This window comes from Clostridium sp. JNZ J1-5, from assembly GCF_053901425.1.
This window is the reverse complement of record NZ_CM132773.1, coordinates 406,064-426,326: the sequence shown is the minus strand read 5'-3', so window position 1 is coordinate 426,326 and position 20,263 is coordinate 406,064. Positions and strand designations below refer to the sequence as shown.

18 protein-coding genes and 1 riboswitch are annotated in these 20,263 nt (G+C 33.4%); all 18 genes read left to right on the top strand.

The features are described 5' to 3' along the window. The first annotated feature begins 238 nt into the window (after positions 1-238). Positions 239-1,381 carry an acyl-CoA dehydrogenase family protein gene (locus ACWW38_RS02125; RefSeq protein ID WP_456259179.1) on the top strand — a complete coding sequence of 381 codons (1,143 nt, stop codon included), beginning with the start codon at positions 239-241 and terminating at the stop codon, positions 1,379-1,381. 201 nt (positions 1,382-1,582) lie between these two features. Next, positions 1,583-2,386, top strand: a complete 804-nt coding sequence (locus ACWW38_RS02120) for an enoyl-CoA hydratase-related protein (protein ID WP_456259178.1) — start codon at positions 1,583-1,585, stop codon at positions 2,384-2,386. Between the two features lie 255 nt (positions 2,387-2,641). Then, the gene (locus ACWW38_RS02115) at positions 2,642-3,961 is read left to right on the top strand and encodes a GntP family permease (protein ID WP_456259177.1); all 1,320 of its coding nucleotides are present in this window, start codon (positions 2,642-2,644) and stop codon (positions 3,959-3,961) included. A gap of 62 nt (positions 3,962-4,023) precedes the next feature. Then, complete coding sequence (locus tag ACWW38_RS02110) at positions 4,024-5,583, top strand: acyl CoA:acetate/3-ketoacid CoA transferase (protein ID WP_456259176.1); 1,560 nt, start codon at positions 4,024-4,026, stop codon at positions 5,581-5,583. A 113-nt stretch (positions 5,584-5,696) separates the two neighbouring features. Further along, a complete protein-coding gene (gene acrC, locus ACWW38_RS02105) occupies positions 5,697-6,833 on the top strand; it encodes an acryloyl-CoA reductase (RefSeq protein WP_456259175.1) in 1,137 nt (378 codons plus the stop codon). A gap of 11 nt (positions 6,834-6,844) precedes the next feature. Then, entirely contained in the window at positions 6,845-7,639 is a 795-nt protein-coding gene (locus ACWW38_RS02100; protein ID WP_456259174.1) for an electron transfer flavoprotein subunit beta, read from the top strand. Between the two features lie 15 nt (positions 7,640-7,654). Beyond that, the gene (locus tag ACWW38_RS02095; protein ID WP_456259173.1) at positions 7,655-8,695 is read left to right on the top strand and encodes an electron transfer flavoprotein subunit alpha/FixB family protein; all 1,041 of its coding nucleotides are present in this window, start codon (positions 7,655-7,657) and stop codon (positions 8,693-8,695) included. Positions 8,696-8,722: 27 nt separating this feature from the next. Then, the gene (locus tag ACWW38_RS02090) at positions 8,723-9,172 is read left to right on the top strand and encodes a MaoC family dehydratase (protein WP_456259172.1); all 450 of its coding nucleotides are present in this window, start codon (positions 8,723-8,725) and stop codon (positions 9,170-9,172) included. A gap of 185 nt (positions 9,173-9,357) precedes the next feature. Continuing rightward, entirely contained in the window at positions 9,358-10,767 is a 1,410-nt protein-coding gene (locus ACWW38_RS02085) for a sigma-54 interaction domain-containing protein (RefSeq protein ID WP_456259171.1), read from the top strand. A gap of 64 nt (positions 10,768-10,831) precedes the next feature. After that, a complete protein-coding gene (locus tag ACWW38_RS02080) occupies positions 10,832-11,122 on the top strand; it encodes a hypothetical protein (protein WP_456259170.1) in 291 nt (96 codons plus the stop codon). A 211-nt stretch (positions 11,123-11,333) separates the two neighbouring features. Continuing rightward, positions 11,334-11,437: riboswitch (glycine riboswitch) on the top strand. A gap of 60 nt (positions 11,438-11,497) precedes the next feature. After that, positions 11,498-12,871 (top strand): alanine/glycine:cation symporter family protein, encoded by a 1,374-nt coding sequence (locus ACWW38_RS02075; protein WP_456259169.1) that lies wholly within the window; start codon positions 11,498-11,500, stop codon positions 12,869-12,871. 273 nt (positions 12,872-13,144) lie between these two features. Further along, positions 13,145-13,624, top strand: coding sequence for a 5-(carboxyamino)imidazole ribonucleotide mutase (gene purE / locus ACWW38_RS02070; protein ID WP_456259168.1), 480 nt, complete (start codon positions 13,145-13,147; stop codon positions 13,622-13,624). Position 13,625: 1 nt separating this feature from the next. Beyond that, entirely contained in the window at positions 13,626-14,333 is a 708-nt protein-coding gene (gene purC / locus ACWW38_RS02065) for a phosphoribosylaminoimidazolesuccinocarboxamide synthase (protein WP_456259167.1), read from the top strand. A 21-nt stretch (positions 14,334-14,354) separates the two neighbouring features. After that, on the top strand, positions 14,355-15,761 hold the full coding sequence (gene purF / locus ACWW38_RS02060) for an amidophosphoribosyltransferase (RefSeq protein ID WP_456259166.1): 1,407 nt from the start codon (positions 14,355-14,357) through the stop codon (positions 15,759-15,761). 8 nt (positions 15,762-15,769) lie between these two features. Next, the gene (purM, locus tag ACWW38_RS02055; protein ID WP_456259165.1) at positions 15,770-16,765 is read left to right on the top strand and encodes a phosphoribosylformylglycinamidine cyclo-ligase; all 996 of its coding nucleotides are present in this window, start codon (positions 15,770-15,772) and stop codon (positions 16,763-16,765) included. Next, complete coding sequence (gene purN / locus ACWW38_RS02050) at positions 16,753-17,361, top strand: phosphoribosylglycinamide formyltransferase (RefSeq protein ID WP_456259164.1); 609 nt, start codon at positions 16,753-16,755, stop codon at positions 17,359-17,361. The genes purM and purN overlap by 13 nt, the downstream gene beginning before the upstream one ends. 13 nt (positions 17,362-17,374) lie before the next feature. Then, entirely contained in the window at positions 17,375-18,874 is a 1,500-nt protein-coding gene (purH, locus tag ACWW38_RS02045; protein WP_456259163.1) for a bifunctional phosphoribosylaminoimidazolecarboxamide formyltransferase/IMP cyclohydrolase, read from the top strand. Between the two features lie 105 nt (positions 18,875-18,979). Continuing rightward, positions 18,980-20,239 carry a phosphoribosylamine--glycine ligase gene (purD, locus tag ACWW38_RS02040; protein WP_456259162.1) on the top strand — a complete coding sequence of 420 codons (1,260 nt, stop codon included), beginning with the start codon at positions 18,980-18,982 and terminating at the stop codon, positions 20,237-20,239. The last annotated feature ends 24 nt before the right edge of the window (positions 20,240-20,263 follow it).

Here is a 20,263-nt window from a genome sequence, read left to right as displayed (position 1 = left end):
AGCGTTGGCAGGAGTTTGAAATTTCTGTATACTTTTTTCTACACTTTATAATTTTTTCTACATAATTTCTTTCATATAAAACCCAACATCTTATTAAGTAGATTTTGTATTAATTTTAGAATAACTATTTTCCCTTGAGTTATCTATACTTACAGAGGTGTTTTTAAAATATTCTTATAATTTGGCATGCTATATGCAATATGTATGTATAATAAATTTTAATTAGGAGGATATATTTATGGATTTTATGTTATCAGAGAATCATCAACTTATTCAAAAGACTGCAAGGGAATTTGCTAAAAAGGAACTATTACCAATTACAATCGACAACGACGAAAAAAGTGAGTTCCCTATGGAAGCATATAAAAAGCTGGCGCAAATGGGCTTTATAGGATTACCTTATCCAAAAGAATATGGTGGTTCAGGTGCTGATTATCTTTCTTATGCTATAGCTATTGAAGAGATATCAAAGGTGCATGCTTCATTAGGAATTGCCTATTCGGTAACTACCTCATTATGTGCAGGATCAATTTATAATGGTGGGACAGAAGAGCAAAAGAAGAAATATATTCCGGATCTATTATCAGGTAAAAAAATAGGAGCATTTGGTCTAACAGAACCAAATGCAGGTTCAGATGCTAGCAATGCTGAAACTGTTGCAGTTAAAGAAGGGGATTATTATATATTAAATGGCCTAAAATGCTTTATTACTAATGCACCTATAGCTGATGTTTTTGTAGTATATGCTATGACAGATAGGAGTAAAGGGGTAAAAGGACTTTCAGCTTTTATTGTTGAAAAGGACTATCCGGGTTTTTCTATAGGTAAAATTGAGGATAAGTGTGGAATAAAAGCTGCTCAGGTATCTGAAATAGTGCTTCAGAACGTAAAGGTACCAGTGGAAAATTTAATTGGTGGAGAAGAGGGAAAAGGATTTGCTCTTGCAATGAAGAGTCTTGATAGTGGAAGAATTGGAGTTGCCTCTCAAGGCCTTGGAATAGCAGAGGGAGCTTTTGATATAGCAAGAGACTATATGAAGCAAAGAATTCAATTTGGAAAGCCTATATATAAAAATCAATATTTAGCATTTAAGATGGCAGAATTAGAAGTTGAAATAGAAAAGGCAAAATACCTATTATATAAAGCAGCTACGGATAAAGATGCTGGAAGACCTTATTCAGTTCCAGCTGCAAAAGCTAAGCTTGCATGTACAGATGCAGCTATGCTAGTAACTGTTGAAGCAGCTCAAATGCTTGGAGGAAATGGATACATGAAGGAATATCATGTAGAAAGAATGATGAGAGATGCTAAGATTACTCAAATTTATGAAGGGACTAATGAGATACAAAAACTAATCATTAGCGGAAATATATTTAAATAAAATTTACTTATATTTAAGCTTCATAGTAAATAAATAGAGCCAATGGGAAATTCACTTCCTATTGGCTCTATTTGTTTAAGCAAATGCTCATGAAAATAATTTAATTAAAAATATAAATTATGTAATTGTGTACTATGTTATTTTTTTGGCAAGGGTTTTGCTAGTATATAGAAATGTAGAAAATATAGGAGGTCGATTTTTATGAAAAACACAAAATTAAAAGATTTAAACCTTGAAAACATTAAAGTGAATATTGAAGGAGTTGTTGCAATCGTTACCATGAATAGACCAAAGGCTCTCAACGCACTAAACAACCAAACCTTAGACGAGTTGAATGCTATCATTGATAGTATAAGTGCAGATGAAGAAATCTTAGGGGTTATTATAACTGGCGAGGGAAAAGCTTTTGTTGCGGGAGCTGATATTGCTCAAATGAGACCTTATAAAGCAGAAGAAGGCAGAAACTATGCTGAGTATGCTCAAAATACATTTAACAAAATTGAAGCTCTTGGAAAGCCTGTAATTGCAGCTGTAAATGGATATGCTCTTGGTGGTGGCTGTGAATTATCAATGAGCTGTGATATAAGAATTGCTTCTGAAAAGGCTATTTTCGGACAACCAGAAGTTAATTTAGGAGTTATACCTTGTTTTGGAGGAACACAAAGATTACCTAGGCTTATAGGCAGCGGACGAGCAAAAGAGCTCATTTTTACAGGCAGAATGGTAAAAGCTGATGAAGCACTCTCTATAGGTCTTGTAAATAAAGTAGTTCCTGCTGATGAGCTTTTAAATGAAGCAAAGAGCATGATGGATGGAATAATGGTAAAGGCTCCAATGGCTGTTAAATACTCTAAAATAGCTATTAATAGAGGAATGGATTTAGACTTAAATAATGCTTTAGAACTTGAGAAAGACTTAGCAGCACTTACTTTCGCTTCAGAAGATAAAGATGAAGGTATGACAGCATTCTTAGAAAAGAGAGATGCAAAATTTATAAATAAATAGCTGATAAAAATTAAATTATCATTTATGAGACAATAAAATTCCATAATAAGGAAAATAATTAATGTATATATGCTAGCAGAGTAGGAAAAACGGGTTTTTGAATCAAAGCTTTGATGAAAAAAAGTATTATTATCAAATTTGAGACGAGTGACTAAAAAAAGAGACGTAAATAATGTGAAAAAAATATCTTTTTTATGACACTTTATTAATTAATAAAAATAAATGAATAATAAAAAATGGAAGGAAGGTTAGTGTATGTCAAGCTCAGAAATAATAAGTTTAATTGGTATTATAGGTGCACTCGCATTATTGATGGTTTTGGTAATGAAAGGTGTTAACATTTTCATCATAGCGATAACCTGTTCAGCTATTGTTGCTTTAACAGGAGGAATTAATTTATATGATGGCTTAAAATCAGATTATATGGGAGGCTTTGTAGGCTTCTTCAAAAACAATTTCTTGATTTTCTTAACCGGTACTTTAATGGGAAAAATGTATGAGGTCACAAATGGTGCTAAAGCAATAGCAAAAATGATTGTTAAGATCTTTGGTAAAAACATGGCTTTAATCTCAATACCTTTAGCTTGCGGTATTATCTCTTACGGTGGAGTTAGCGTTTTCGTTGCAAGTTTTGCTGTTTTCCCTATTGCTATTGAAGTTTTCAAAGAAGCAGATTTACCTAGAAGATTTATTCCTGCTGCATTAACTTTTGGATGTTCTACCTTTGCCATGGTTGCACCTGGCGCTCCACAGATTCAAAATGCTATTCCAGCTCAAGCATTAGGAACAGACTTAATGGCTGGTACAGTAGTCGGTTTCATCTCATGTGGTGTAATTCTTGTACTTGGAGCATTCCTTTTATATAGAATGGTAAACAAAGCAAAAGCTAATGGTGAACACTTTGTTGCAAAATCTGTAGATAGCTTCCATGATGAAGCAGAACTTCCAAATGGAATTATGGCTTTGATTCCATTAATTATCACAATTATATTAATTAACGTTAAAATTGGAGGAAAAACAATACTTCCTCTTGAAGCCGGTGTGTTTGCTGGTTCTGTAATAGTATTTATTATTCTAAACAAACATCAAGATAATAAGAAAATCTTGGACAACGTAGGAGAAGCTTGTAGAACATCTGTATTTGCAATTAGTAATACTTGTGCCGTTGTAGGTTTTGGTGCAGTGGTTAAGGCTTCACTAGCCTTCCCAGTTGTTGTAAATGCAATGGTAAATATCCCAGGACCAGAATTTGTAGGTGTTGCTGTAGGTACAACAGTTATAGCTGGTATAACTGGTTCTGCATCAGGTGGACTAGGAATTGCAGCTCCTCTATTAGGACCTGTTTATTTAGCAAAAGGCGTTGCAGCTGCTGCATTGCATAGAACAATGTCTATTTCATCTGCAGCACTTGATTCACTACCACATAATGGATACATCGTTACAGTTACAAATGGTCTATGTAATGAAACACATAAAGATGCATATGGTCCAGTGTTCTGGCTTACAGTATTTACCCCAGCAGTAGGTACCGTGGTTGCGGTTATATTGTTCTCATTATTCCCTATGCTTCCATAGGAAATAAATAGAAAACATTTAAGATAAAAAATAACTTTATTTAATTTGAGGAGGGTTATGTTATGAGTAAAATAATTACACGTGAACAAGCAGCTGAAATGGTAAAAGACGGTATGACGATTGGTATTGGTGGATTTGTTGGTTTTGGACTTCCAGAAGATTTATTAATTGCATTACAAAATAGATATATTGAAACAAAGTCTCCTAAAGATCTTACAGCTTTTCACTGTGCAGGTATTGGTGATGGAAAAGAAAGAGGAGCAAACCATTTAGGAGAAGAAGGTTTAGTTAAAAAGCTTGTTTGTGCTCATATTGGACTAGAACCAAGACTAAATAAGTTAGCTGTTGAAAATAAATTGGCAGCTTACATGATTCCTCAAGGGGTTACTAGCCAAATGCTTAGAGCAATAGCAGGAAAGAAACCAGGAGTATTAACTCATGTTGGATTAAAGACTTTTGCAGATCCAAGACTTGAAGGCTGTAAAGCAAATCAAGCAGCTGTTGATTCTGGAGAAGAGGTTGTTTCTTTAGTAAATATAGAAGGTAAGGACTATTTACTATATAAATCTTTCCCTATAGATATTTGTTTCATTAAAGGTTCAATTGGTGACGAAAGTGGAAATATTTCCTTATGTAAAGAAGCTGTTTTCTCAGATCAATTGGAAATGGCTGCTGCAGTTCACAATTCTGGAGGTATTGTAATCGCTCAAGTTGATCAAATTGTTGCAAAAGGAACTTTGAAAGCACACGATGTTAAAGTTCATGGCTTTATGGTTGACTACATTGTAGAAGGCAAGAGAGAAAATAGTTTCCAGTCACTTACAGCTGACTACTATAGACCAGAATTATCTGGAGAGACAAAAGTGCCACTAGCAGCTATTGATCCTATGGAATTGGATCAAAGAAAAGTTTGTGGAAGAAGAGGAGCTTTAGAATTAAAACCTAATAGTCTTGTTAACTTAGGAATTGGTATTCCAGAAGCAGTTGGAGCAGTAGCAGGTGAAGAGGGACTTGCAGACCAGATAACCCTTTCTATCGAGTCAGGAGCTCTTGGAGGAGTACCTACAGGAGGACTTGGTATTGGCGGTACAGTAAATCCTGAATCCATATACAAGCAACCAGATATATTCGACATTTATGATGGCGGCGGAATAGACATGTCATTCCTAGGAGCTGCTGAAATTGACCCTATGGGTAATGTTAATGTTTCCAAGTTTGCAGGAAGAGTTGTAGGACCAGGCGGATTTATAAATATTTCTCAAAATGCTAAGAAGGTTTGTTTCACAGGAACTTTTAAAGCAGGAAAAATGGAGATGGAAATTAAAGATGGAAAACTTAATATCATAAAAGATGGAAAAGGTATAAAGTTTAAGAAAGAATTAGAGCAAGTAACTTTTTCAGCTGAATATGCAAATGAAAGTGGACAACAAGTTTATTATATTACAGAAAGAGCTGTATTTAAATTAACTGAAAAAGGAATTATGCTAGTTGAAATTGCTCCAGGAGTGGATTTAGAAAAAGATATACTTGCAAACATGGAGTTTAAACCATTAATAGCAGAAGACTTAAAGTTAATGGATGAAAGAATATTTAAAGATGAAAAAATGGGACTATCATTTTAAATCTTTATTAGCTGAATAAAATGTGGGAGTGGGAGTGAAAATTTCAGTAAAATGAAGGGCTTCCATAGTCATGGGAGCTCTTATCTATAATTAGAAAACAAGGGGGATTTAATATGGATTTTAAATTTACAGATGCGCAACTGATGCTACAGAAGGTTGCAAGAGAATTCGCTGAGAATGAAGTTGGACCAATTGCAGCAGAAATTGATAAAACAGGAAGATTCCCAAGGGAAACATTTGATAAGATGACTAAAATAGGTTTTGCCGGAATTGGCACACCTGTAGAATACGGCGGTTCTGGTGGAAATGATATTGATAAGGTTATTGTTGTTTCTGAAATTGCAAAAAAATGTGGAGCTACAGCAGCTATACTTTCTATACACACTATTTTTGCTCAAGTTCTTCAAAAGTTTGGGACTGAAGAACAGAAACAGAAATACCTACCACAGGTAACAAGTGGAGGATGCCTTGGAGCTTTTGCTTTAACAGAACCTAATGCAGGTTCAGATGCAGGTGCTGCTAAGACAACAGCTATTTTAGATGGAGATGAATATGTTCTTAATGGAACTAAATGCTTTATCTCTGGTGGAGGACAGGCGCAACATTTACTTATTTTTGCATTAACAGACCCTACTAAAGGACTTAAAGGCTTATCTTGTATTCTTGTGGAAAAAGGGACTCCAGGATTTACTATAGGAAAGATTGAAGAAAAAATGGGTATCCATGGTTCAGAGACTGTAGAGCTTATTTTTGACAACTGTCGTGTTCCGAAGGGAAATCTTGTTGGTAAAGAAGGAAAAGGCTTTATGATGGCTATGACAGCTCTTGATGGCGCAAGAATTGGTGTTGCTGCCCAGGCTCTTGGAATTGCTGAAGGTGCTTTAGAGGAAAGTGTTAAGTATATGAAGGAAAGAGTTCAGTTTGGAAAACCGCTTACAGCGCTTCAAGGTCTTACTTGGTATATATCTGATATGGCAACTAAGATTGAAGCAGCTAGATGGCTAGTTTACTATGCAGCACACTTGAAAGCAACAGGACAGCCTCATACTAAGGAAGCAGCTATGGCTAAAATAAATGCAGCAGAAACAGCTAGATTTGTTACAAACCTTGCATTACAAGTTCATGGAGGATATGGCTATATGAAGGACTATCCATTAGAAAGAATGTATCGTGATGCAAAGATTACTGAAATTTATGAAGGTACTTCTGAAATTCACAAGCTAGTAATTTCAAGAGCAGTATTAAGCTAGGAGGGAAAGAGATGAATATAATTGTATGCTTAAAGCAGGTTCCAGATACAAACGAAGTTAGAATTAATCAAGAGACAGGAACACTTATAAGAGATGGTGTGCCTAGTATTATAAATCCAGATGATAAAAATGCCCTTGAGGCAGCTCTTACAATAAAAGATGAAAAAGGCGGGAAGGTTACTGTAATAAGTATGGGACCTCCTCAAGCAAAAGAAGCCTTAAGAGAAGCTCTTGCAATGGGAGCTGATGAAGCAATTCTTGTTAGTGATAGAGCCTTTGGAGGTTCTGATACTTGGGCAACTGCCACAGTACTTGCTGCAGCTATTGAAAAGGTTGGAAATTATGACATTATTCTTTGTGGAAGACAGGCTATTGATGGAGATACAGCACAAGTTGGTCCTGAAATCGCTGAATTTTTAAATGTTCCACAAATAACTTACGCAAAAGAAATTAAGGTAGGAGAAGATAAGGTAACAGTTACAAGATTCACAGAAACAGGAGACTATGTAATAGAATCTAAGTTACCTGTACTTTTAACAGCTATTAAAGAATTAAATGTGCCAAGATATCCAAGCGTAAAAGGTATTTTTAAGGCTTATGCACCTGATGTAGATGAAATAGTGGTTTGGGGTATAAATGATCTAGTAATTGATCCAACACAAATTGGACTTAAAGGTTCTCCTACTAATGTATACAAATCCTTTGTACCAACAAAGTCTAAAACAGCAGAAATTATTGAGGGAATCAACGGAAAAGAAAAAGCAGCTGTTTTAATTAGCAAGCTTGCTGATCTGAAGCTTATATAGGAGGTAGGTGCAGATATGAATAGAGCAAAAGTAAATCAGAATATTAATTTAAATGATTATAATGATATATGGGTAATTGGTGAGCAGAGAGAAGGAAAAATTCATCCTGTAACTATTGAATTAATTGGCGAGGCTAAAAAGCTTGCAAGTGAGATTAACAAAAAGGTAGTTGTAGTTGTGGCAGGACATGAAATTGATGAGGAAGTAAATAAGCTCCTTCATTATGGTGTAGATAAGGTTTTATATATATCAAGTCCATTATTAAAGACTTTTTCAACAGATGGTTATTCAATTTCAATTTCTAACCTTATTCTTGAGAGAAAACCTGAAATAGTCCTAGTTGGAGCTACATCCATAGGAAGAGATATAGGTCCTAGAATTGCAGCAAAGGTTGGTACAGGATTAGTTGCCGACTGTACAAAGCTTGAGATTGATCCTACAGATGGAAAAATTCTTCAAACAAGACCTGCCTTTGGTGGAAATTTAATGGCTACTATTATATGTCCAATTAATAGACCTCAAATGGCTACAGTAAGACCTGGGGTTATGCAAAAGGCAGCTCATACAGATGATCCAGCAGGAGCTGTAGAAGTAATAACTCCTAGCCTTAATGAAAAAGATATTATAGCTAATGTAGTTGAAATTATAAAGAGTGGTAAAAAGAGAGTTGACCTTACAGATGCAAAGATCATTGTATCTGGCGGACGTGGTGTAAAAGGACCTGAAGGCTTTGAATTAATTAGAGCTCTTGCAGAAAAATTAGGTGGAGAAGTTGGATCTTCTAGAGCTTGTGTTGATGCAGGATGGATTGATGGTATGCACCAAGTAGGTCAAACAGGAACAACAGTAAGACCAGAAATTTATTTCGCTTGTGGTATCTCTGGTGCTATTCAGCATTTAGCAGGTATGAGCGAATCAAAATATATTGTAGCAATAAATAGTGACCCAACAGCTCCTATTTTTAAGGTTTGCGACTTTGGTATTGTAGGAGATTTAAAAGAAGTTATTCCAGCTATGATTGAAGAGATTGAAAAAAATAACTCCTTTGAAGTTTAAAATATAAATGAAAGTGGGGTAAATAGTATGAGTAGTATGATAGATGATAACAGCTTAAATATGAGTGGCTATAGTATAGAGGAAATGTACATTGGACAAAAAGCTAGCATAAGTAAGACTATTACTGAATCAGATATTAATACCTATGCAGGATTAATTGCAGATTTTAATCCTGTGCACATTAACGCTGAATATGCAAAGACCACGAGGTTTGGAGAAAGAATTGCTCATGGAATGTTTACGGCTTCCTTTTTTTCAACAGTAGTAGGTATGTGTATTCCAGGAGCTGATGCTATTTACCTAGGACAAACATTGAAATTTTTATTACCAGTTAAAATTGGTGATACAATAACAGCTACAGGAGAAGTTACTAAAATAATTAAGGAAAAAAGGATTGCATACTTAAAGACAACTATAGTTAATCAGAGAGGAGAAATGGTTATTGAGGGAGAAGGAACTGTAATGGCTACAAAGTAAAACTAAATTACGAAATCCAGTTATAAACCATTTTAATTAATCTCTTTAAAAATTAGATATCCTTGCTAATAGTCTAATTTGAAAGTATAATAAAATTATATAGTAGCTTAGTAATAAGCAAATAGGCAGACAGCTACGTCTGCCTATTTAAATTTAGTTCACAAACAGGTAGGAGTGTAACGATTATGAAAAATGATTTAGATAGATATAAATACATATTCGATGAAATACTTACTATGACTGATGATGGATTTATCGTTGTTGACAAGGAAGGTATAGTTACAGACATTAATGACCAGTATTGTGATTTTTTAGGAACTAGCAAAGAGAAAGCAATAGGAGGAAGCATAAAAGAAATTATATCAAATACAAAAATGATTGATATTGTAAAAAATGCTTATAGAGAAGAAGGAGCTATACATAAGTTTGTAGATGGTGAGACAAAAGAAAGTGATAACAGCTTTCTTTTGGTTAGCAGATCCTGCGTTTTTGATGAAAAACATGAAGTAATTGCTGGTGTAGCTCAGGTAAAATTTAGATTGCAAACCCTGGATTCTGCACAAAAATTAATGAAAGAATATTCAGAGCTTGAATTTTATAAAGAAGAATATAATAAAATTACTGCAAATCAGTATTCATTTGATGGAATGATTGGAAGCAGTAAAAATTTCTTAGATATTAAGAAAACGGGAATGAGAGCTACTAAAAACTTATTTCCAGTTTTATTAACTGGAGAGACAGGAACAGGAAAAGAAGTATTTGCTAGAGCAATTCATAATGGCAGTGATAGAAAAAATAAACCTATGGTTAGCATTAACTGTGGTGCAATTCCTTCTGAACTTTTAGAATCCGAGCTATTTGGATATGAAGAAGGTTCCTTTACAGGTGCAAAAAAAGGCGGGAAAAAAGGAAAGTTCATCCAAGCAGATGGGGGAACTATATTCTTAGACGAAATTGGTGATATGCCGCTGGATATGCAGGTTAAGCTTTTAAGAGTATTACAGGAGAAAGAAGTTGAGAAGATAGGAGGAACTACCCCAACTTCTGTAGATATTAGAGTTATAGCAGCTACAAGAAGAAACTTAACTGAAATGGTGAAGGATGGCAAGTTTAGAGAAGATTTGTATTACAGACTTAATGTTATTAATATTGAGATGATTCCGCTAAGAGAACGAAAAGAAGATATACTGATATTTGCAAACTATTTCTTGAATAAAATTAACATTGAGTATAGAACTTCTGTTACGCTAAGTAATGAGGTTAAAAAATGCTTCCAAGACTATTCATGGCCAGGGAACATAAGAGAATTAGATAATGTGATTAAGAGTGCATACGCATCCTGCGATGAGTTTATAATACAGTTAACAGATCTGCCAGCTAAAATAGTATCTAGTCATAAGGTGAACAGTTTTTCTGGTTCTGATGAAAAGATGCTAAAGAATATGGTAGATAGTTATGAGTGTTCTATAATAAAAGAAGTTTTAAAAAAATGTAATTGGAATTGTCAATTAGCAGCTAATGAGCTTGGTATTCATAGGAGTCTTTTATATAAGAAGATGGACAAGTTTGGAATTAAGATAAAAAAATCAATTTAAAATTGCAGAAAAATTTTGTATAATTAATTTGAACTGACTATAATTTTGTAAAGGAGATAATATAATGGGCTCAGGAATGAATATTCTATTACTTATTTTAGGCGTTATAGAAATAGTTTTTGGTATTTTTATGGAAAGGTTTACTAGAGCAAAGTACGAAAATGAAAAAATTAAAAATTTAGAAGGTTTAATAAAGTGGGAAAAATACACAAGTATTTTGATAGGTATTTTAATATTAATCTTTTCTATACTAGGTTTTATTGGTGGATATGAAAAATACGGTAATATATTTATTACAGTAATATTGGTATTATTAATTGTTACCTATGGCGGTAAAAAGAGATATAAAAAATAATATTATTATATTAAAAAGAAATAGTTATAAGGACTATTTCTTTTTTTACGAAAAATAGTATTGTATTAACGCATAATTTTTATTATAATATAAAACAAAATAGAATAAACAAAAGAAGCGTTCGGATGAAGGTAGCGGGAGAGAGATGGTTTTCCATCCACCGAAGAGGTCAATCTTTCAGGTAGCTATATTTTAGCAGATGACCGTTACTGGACGAGCCTCTGGAGAGACCCATTTTAATGGGCACCGAAGGAGAAAAATAGCTTTTCCCAAAAGGCTATTGAAACTCTCAGGTAAAAGGACAGAGGATAGAATTATTTTGGAATAATTCATATTCTCCTCCCTTATTAAAACAAATCATAGGAGGATGATAACATGTCAAAAGTTTTAGAAGTTTTCAACAAAGTGGATGGAATTGTTTGGGGACCACCACTACTAATTTTACTAGTCGGTACTGGTATTTTTCTAACCATAAGACTAGGTCTATTACAAGTTTTCAAATTACCTTTAGCACTAAAATATGTTTTTGCAAAAGATGATGAATTGCAAGAGGAAGGCGATGTATCAAGTTTCGCAGCACTCTGTACAGCACTTTCTGCCACAATAGGTACTGGTAATATTGTAGGAGTTGCTACAGCCATTAAAGCAGGAGGACCAGGAGCATTATTCTGGATGTGGATGGCAGCATTTTTCGGTATGGCTACAAAATATGCAGAAGGCCTATTGGCAATAAAATTTAGGGTTGTAGATGACAATGGACAAATGGCTGGAGGACCTATGTACTACATTGAAAGAGGGCTAGGCAAAAAATGGCTTGCAAAAATGTTTGCCGTTTTTGGTGTAGGAGTAGCTTTCTTCGGAATAGGAACATTTCCACAAGTTAATGCTATAACAGAGGCGGTAAAAATAACCTTTGACGTTCCTGTTATATTAACAGCCTTAGTAATTACAATTTTAGTAGCATTAGTAACACTTGGAGGAATAAAGAGCATTGCAGCTGTTTCAGAAAAAGTAGTGCCTTTTATGGCTATATTTTATATATTAGGATCTATTGCAATTTTAGTTGCTAATGCAGGAGCATTGCCAGAAACAATTAAGTTGATAATGAAAGGAGCATTTACTCCTACTGCAGCAGCTGGCGGATTTCTTGGTGCAACAGTAATGAAAGCTATTCAAAGTGGTGTAGCAAGAGGTGTTTTCTCAAATGAATCAGGGCTTGGTAGTGCACCTATAGCAGCGGCAGCAGCTAAGACTAAATCTTGTGTTCGTCAAGGACTTATATCTATGACAGGTACATTCTTTGATACTATTGTAATTTGTACAATGACAGGATTAGTATTGATATTAACTGGCACATGGAATTCTAATTTACAAGGTGCTGCTATGACAAATGCAGCTTTTAGATCAGGATTATCAGTTCCAGTAGTTGGAGAGATGATAGTAACAATTGGTCTTATTTTCTTTGCATTTACCACAATACTTGGTTGGAATTATTATGGAGAAAGATGTATAGTTTATCTATTTGGAGTTAAAGGAATATTACCATTTAGAATTATTTATATAGTTTTAGTTGCATCAGGAGTATTCTTAAAACTAGATTTAATTTGGGTAATTGCCGATATAGTAAATGGTTTAATGGCTATACCTAATCTGATAGCATTAGTTGGACTAAGCGGAATCATTGTAAATGAAACAAGAATATTTTTTAAGGAATTATCAGAAAGTAAAAAGATAGATAAAACTGCTTAACTATATAAAAGAGCAAAATACACTATAGTTCGTGACATAACGAACTATAGTGTATTTTATTTACGTAAAGTTTCGTTAAATACGAATAATATAGCATAAAAATATATATAATATATTGACTTTTAAATACTCAAGTGCTATTATTGAGGCATAGAGAATGGCGAACAATAAAAACATATTAAATATTAATATTCTGATATATTGCAAATACATATTTAAATTTACTAATTAAGATTCGTTAATTCATTTATTAAATTCAAGGAGGGAATTACTTTGAAAGTAGCTATTATTTTTGGTAGTAAGTCAGATGTGAATAAAATGAAAGGTGCTGCAGGCATATTAAAGGAATTTAATATAGAGTATAAAGCCTATATACTTTCTGCTCATAGAGTTCCAGAAGAATTATCAAAAACGCTTGAGATAGTAGAAAATGAAGGATACGAATGTATAATAGCCGGAGCTGGGCTTGCAGCTCATCTTCCAGGAGTAATTGCATCTCAAACAATTTTACCGGTTATAGGAGTTCCTATAGATGCTGCAGTAAATGGATTTGATTCACTTCTTTCAATGGTACAAATGCCAAAACCAATCCCAGTAGCTGTAGTAGGAATAAATAATAGTTTCAATGCTGGAATGTTAGCAATTCAAATTTTATCTTTAAAATATCCCAAACTAAAAGAAGAATTAATAGAATATAGAAAAACAATGAAAGAACAGTTCATAAAAGAAAATTCAGAAGGAGTGGAGTTTTAATATGGAAAGAGAAATGTTATATGAAGGAAAAGCAAAGAAAGTATTCAAGGCAGAGGATAATGAAAATGTTATAATTTATTACAAGGATGATGCTACAGCTTTTAACGGCATAAAAAAGTCCCAAATAGATCATAAAGGAATATTAAACAATAGCATAACATCTGCAATATTTGAAATGTTACATGAAAATGGCATAAAGACACACTTTATTAAAAAGCTAAATGATAGAGAACAACTTTGTAGAAAAGTTGAAATAGTTCCTGTTGAAGTAATAGTAAGAAATGTGGCTGCAGGCAGCATGGCAAAGAGACTTGGAGTTGAAGAAGGAACAGAATTAAAGACAACTATATTTGAAATATGCTATAAAAATGATGAACTTGGAGACCCGTTAATAAATGATTATCATGCAGTTGCATTAGGACTTGCTACTTTTGATGAACTTAAAGAAATTTATAATATTACAGCAAAAGTAAATGAAATACTTAAAGAATTCTTTATAAAACAAAATATTAAATTGATTGACTTTAAATTAGAGTTTGGAAGATATAATAATGAAATAATTCTAGCTGATGAGATATCTCCAGATACATGTAGATTTTGGGATGCAACAACAAATGAAAAGCTAGATAAAGATAGATTTAGAAGAGATTTAGGAAATGTAGAAGAGGCATATATAGAAATATTAAATAGAATATCTAATGTTAAATAGTAACTAAAAGTGGAGGATATTATGGTTAACATTGAAAATGACAAGTTTAAAGAAGAGTGCGGTGTTTTTGGTGTTTATTCAAAGTCAAAATTAGACGTAACCACTTTAACTTATTACGGATTATATGCACTTCAGCATAGAGGCCAAGAAAGTGCTGGTATAGCTGTGGCAGATGGGAAAAAATTAATTTGTCATAAGGATATGGGGTTAGTTTCAGATGTATTCGAAGAATCAGTGCTTACAAGCATGGTAGGAAAAGCAGCTATAGGACATGTTAGATATTCTACAACTGGTTCTAGTAAAGCTGAAAATGCTCAACCTATTGTAAGCCAATTTAAGCTTGGTTCTATTGCTATAGCTCATAACGGAAATTTAGTTAATGCTGATGTTATAAGAGAACTTCTAGAAGATGCTGGAGTTCTATTTCATACATCAATTGATTCCGAGGTAATATTAAACTTAATAGCAAGAAAAGCTAAAAAGGGTATAGAAGCGGCTGTAGTAGATGCTATTCAAGCTGTAAAAGGATCATATGCAATAGTAATGCTTACTGAGAACAAGCTTATAGGAGTAAGAGATCCTAATGGTATAAGACCTATGTGTATTGGAAAAATTGGAGAAGACTATATAATGTGTTCTGAAAGCTGTGCACTGGATTCAGTTGGAGCAGAGTTCATAAGAGATGTGGAACCAGGTGAAATAGTAATTATTGATGATAGCGGAATAAAATCAATACAATTTGCAGAGAAGACAAAATGTATGACATGTTCTTTTGAATATATATATTTTGCAAGACCTGACAGTACTATTGATGGAATAAGCGTATACAATGCAAGGGTTGAAGCTGGAGGAGAACTTTATAAAGAGGCTCCAGCAGAAGCAGATATAGTTATTGGAGTACCTGATTCAGGGATACCTGCGGCTGTAGGATATGCAAAGGCTTCAGGAATACCTTATGGTATAGGACTAATAAAAAATAAGTATGTAGGAAGAACCTTTATTTCTCCATCTCAAAAGATGAGAGAAAGGGCTGTTACAGTAAAACTTAATGTATTAAAAGTAAATGTTGAAGGCAAGAGAGTTGTTTTAATAGATGATTCTATAGTAAGAGGGACTACAAGTAAGAGGCTTGTTGAAATTTTACGTAGGGCAGGAGCTAAAGAAGTTCACTTCAGAGTATGCTCACCAATAGTAAAATATCCTTGTTACTTTGGAATTGATACGCCATATAGAAAAGACTTAATTGGAGCTCAAAATAAAGTAGAAGAAATAAGAGAGCTTATAGGAGCAGACAGCATTGGTTATTTAAGCATTGATGGATTATTAAATAGTTTAAAGGAAAAAAGTGGATTCTGTCTTGGATGTTTCAGTGGAGAATATCCTATGCCAGCGCCTATTGAAAACTCAAAAGACTATTTAGAAAGGTAGGTACTATTATGGCAAATTATAAAGAAGCAGGAGTGAATATAGAAGAGGGATATAAAGCAGTAAGCCTTATGAAGGAACATGCGAAGAGAACCTATAATTCAGCTGTACTTAATAATTTAGGAAGCTTTGCAGGAATGTATGAACTTCCTAAATATAAAAACCCAGTTCTTGTATCTGGTACAGATGGTGTTGGAACTAAGCTAAAGGTAGCTTTTGATATGAACAAATACGACACAGTAGGAATTGATTGTGTTGCTATGTGTGTAAATGATGTATTATGCCACGGTGCTACACCACTATTTTTTCTAGATTATATTGCTTGTGGTAAATTAGAAGCAGAAAATGCAGCGGAAATTGTTAAAGGTGTTAGTGATGGATGTGCTGATGCTGGATGCTCACTAATTGGGGGAGAAACAGCTGAAATGCCAGGCTTTTACAGTGAAGGAGAATATGATATAGCTGGTTTTTGTGTAGGAATCGTAGAAAAGGATAAAATAATCGATGGAAGTTCCATAAGTGAAGGGGATGTACTTATAGGTATAGAATCTTCTGGACCTCACAGCAATGGATACTCTCTTATAAGAAAATTAATAGTTGACCTAGATAAAGATTTCAATGGAGATAAAATAGGAAACGCTATATTAACTCCAACAAAGATATATGTAAAAATGGTTTTAGAACTAATGGAAAAGTACAATATTAAGGGAATGGCTCATATAACTGGGGGCGGATTTTATGAAAACATTCCAAGAATGTTTAAAGGAGACTTTAAAGCTGTTATAAATAAAGATAGCTTTATTGTACCTGAAATATTTAAATATATTATGTCTTTAGGTGTTGAAGAAAGCCATATGTATAATACATTCAATATGGGCATAGGTTTTGTACTTTGTGTTAACAAGGAAGATGCTAAAAATATAGTTAATGATATAGAGAAAATGGGAACTAGAGCTTACGAAATAGGACATGTAGAAGCTGGAGGAAAAGGAGTATGTTTAAAATAGCAGTACTCATCTCTGGGGGTGGAAGCAATCTTCAATCTATAATTGATAGCATAGAAAATGGATATTTAAAGAATTGTAATATAGAAATGGTCATTAGTGACAGAGCCGGGGCTTTCGGAATTGAAAGGGCAAGAAAATGTAACATTACAACTTTTGAATTAAACAGAAAAGAATATGGGGATTCAATCTCAGATAAAATATTAGAATTAATAGATGAAAAGGTTGATTTAATTGTCCTTGCAGGATATTTATCCATATTAAAGGGGGATATCTTAAATAAATTTAAAAATAGAATTATAAATATTCACCCATCTCTTATACCTGCCTTTTGCGGTAATGGCATGTATGGAATAAAAGTTCATGAAAGTGCTTTAGAATATGGGGTAAAGATATCAGGGTGTACTGTTCATTTTGTAGATAGAGGAACTGACACAGGGAGCATTATAATTCAAAAAGCTGTAGAGGTTTATAATGATGATACTCCAGAATCATTACAAAAAAGAGTGTTAATTGAAGAACATAAGGCATTACCAGAGGCAATAAAGCTAATCTCTGAAGGAAAGTTATCTATGGAAGGAAGAAAAATAAAATGTTAAAGGGGGAAGCTAAATGCTAAAAAGAGCATTAATAAGTGTATTTAACAAAGAAGGCGTAGTTGAACTAGCGCAATTTTTAGTAAATAAAGGTGTAGAAGTAATATCAACAGGTGGTACATATAAGCACCTAAAAGAAAATAACATTCCAGTTATTGAAGTTAATGAAGTTACAGGTTTTGATGAAATATTAGATGGAAGAGTTAAAACTCTACATCCATTAATCCACGGCGGAATACTAGCTATAAGAGAAAATGATGAACATATGAAAGTAATTAAAGAAAAAGGTATACAGCCTATTGATATTGTAGTTGTAAATCTATATCCTTTCTTTGAAAAGGTTAAAGAAAATCTTGAATTTGAAGAAAAAGTTGAGTTTATTGACATCGGCGGGCCAACTATGATAAGAGCTGCTGCTAAGAATTTTAAAGATGTAATAGTTCTTACTGATACAGTGGATTATGAAGATGTAATAAATCAAATTGGAAACAATGGAGACGTTGATTTTAACACAAGAAAAAAACTTGCAGGAAAAGTATTTAATCTTATGTCTGCATATGATGCAGCAATAAGCAATTTCCTTTTAGAAGAAGAATATCCAGAGTATTTATCTCTTTCATATAAAAAGTCAATGGATTTAAGATATGGTGAAAATTCTCATCAAACTGCTGCTTACTACACTGCAACAAACGGAAAAGGTGCAATAAATAATTTCGAAATTTTAAACGGAAAACAACTTTCATATAACAACATAAAGGATATGGATATAGCTTGGAAGACGGTTTGGGAATTTGATGAAATAGCTTGCTGTGGACTTAAGCATAATACACCTTGCGGAGTAGCAATTGCTGATAATGTTTATGATGCTTATGTAAAAGCTTTTTCTTGTGATCCTGTTTCAATATTTGGAGGAATTGTTGCCTTAAATAGAAAAGTTGATAAGAAAACAGCAGAAAAAATGGTAGAAATATTCTTAGAAATCGTAGTAGCACCAGAATATGATGAAGATGCTGTAGAAGTTCTAAGAAGTAAGAAAAACTTAAGAGTAATTAAGTGCAATGTAAAACCAGAGGATAATTTTAATATAGCTAAGGTTGATGGCGGAATTTTAGTTCAAAGTGAAGATACATTATTTGCAGAAAAGATGGAAGTAGTTACAAATAAAAAACCAAGTGAAGATGAGATGAAAAATCTAGTATTTGCAATGAAGGTTTGCAAATATGTAAAATCTAACGCTATTGTTGTAGCAAAGGATGGTATGGCTATAGGAATAGGTGGAGGACAAGTTAATAGAATATGGGCTGCTAAAGAAGCTCTAGAGAGAGCAAAGGATGGAGTAGTTTTAGCTTCAGATGCTTTCTTCCCATTTGATGATGTGGTAAAAACTGCTGCAGAGTTTGGAATCAAAGCTATAATTCAGCCAGGGGGCTCAGTTAGAGATGAAGATTCTATAAAAGCATGCAATGATAATGATATAGCTATGGTGTTTACAGGAATTAGACATTTCAAGCATTAATTATGAATTAGAGAGTTTAGAGTTTACTATGTAAACTATATAAACTCTCTAACTTTATCCGATGTTTTCATCGATTCTACATATGTTAGTAAGGAGTGTGGGTATATGAAAATTTTAATTATAGGCTCAGGTGGACGTGAACATGCTATTGCATGGAAAGTATCTCAAAGCAACTTAGTAGAAAAAATATACTGTGCACCTGGAAATGGTGGCACAGATAAAGAAGAAAAGTGTGAAAATATAAATTTAGAAAAAATTGATCAGCTTCTAGAGTTTGCTAAAAATGAAAATATAGATCTAACAATTGTAGGTCCAGAGACACCTTTAGTTGAAGGTATTGTAGATATATTTAAAGAAAACAATTTAAAAATATTTGGACCATCTAAAAAGGCTGCTGCTCTTGAAGGAAGCAAAAGTTTTTCAAAGGATTTTATGAAAAAGTATGGAGTTAAGACAGCAGAATATGAAGTTTTTGAAGAGGTAAATGGAGCACTATATTACTTAAAAAAATGTAACTACCCTGTGGTAATAAAAGCAGATGGACTTGCAGCAGGAAAAGGTGTTGTAATATGCCAAAGTGAAGATGAAGGGAAAAAAGCTATAGAAGACTTCATGATTAATGATATATTTAACGGAGCTGGACTTAGAATAGTTATTGAAGAATTCTTAGAGGGAGTAGAAGCCTCCATATTATCAATAACTGATGGAAATACAATAATTCCTTTCATATCTAGTAAAGATCATAAACAGATATTTGATGGCGATAGAGGTCCAAACACAGGTGGAATGGGAGCTATAGTCCCTAATTTTTATTGTAGTGAAGAAATTTTAGAAAGTTTTAATAAGGAAATTTTAGAACCTACACTAAGAGGAATTAGTGAAGAAAATATGGATTATATAGGCACTATATTCTTTGGAGTTATGATAACTAAAAAAGGAACCTATCTTTTAGAATATAATGTTAGAATGGGAGATCCAGAAACTCAGGGAGTCTTACCTCTTATGGAAAGTGACTATGTAGAAGTTATATTAAAGGCTTTAGATAAACAATTAGATAGCTGTAAAATAATTTGGAAGAATGCCCATGCTTGTTGTGTTACAGCAGTATCAAAGGGATATCCTGGAATATATGAAAAAGGTTTCGAGATAACAGGAGTTGAAAATGTAAATTGTAAAGTATTTATAGCTGGAGCAAAAGAGGAAAATGGAATACTATTAACTTCTGGTGGAAGAGTATTAAATGTTGTAGCTGTAGGAAATACCATTGAAGAAGCTAGAAAAACAGCTTATGAAGAGATAAAGAAGATTAACTTTGAAGGCATTTATTATAGAAGTGATATAGGTGAAAAAAGAGTTCTAATATAAAACTAATTTTGCCAGGGAGGAAGT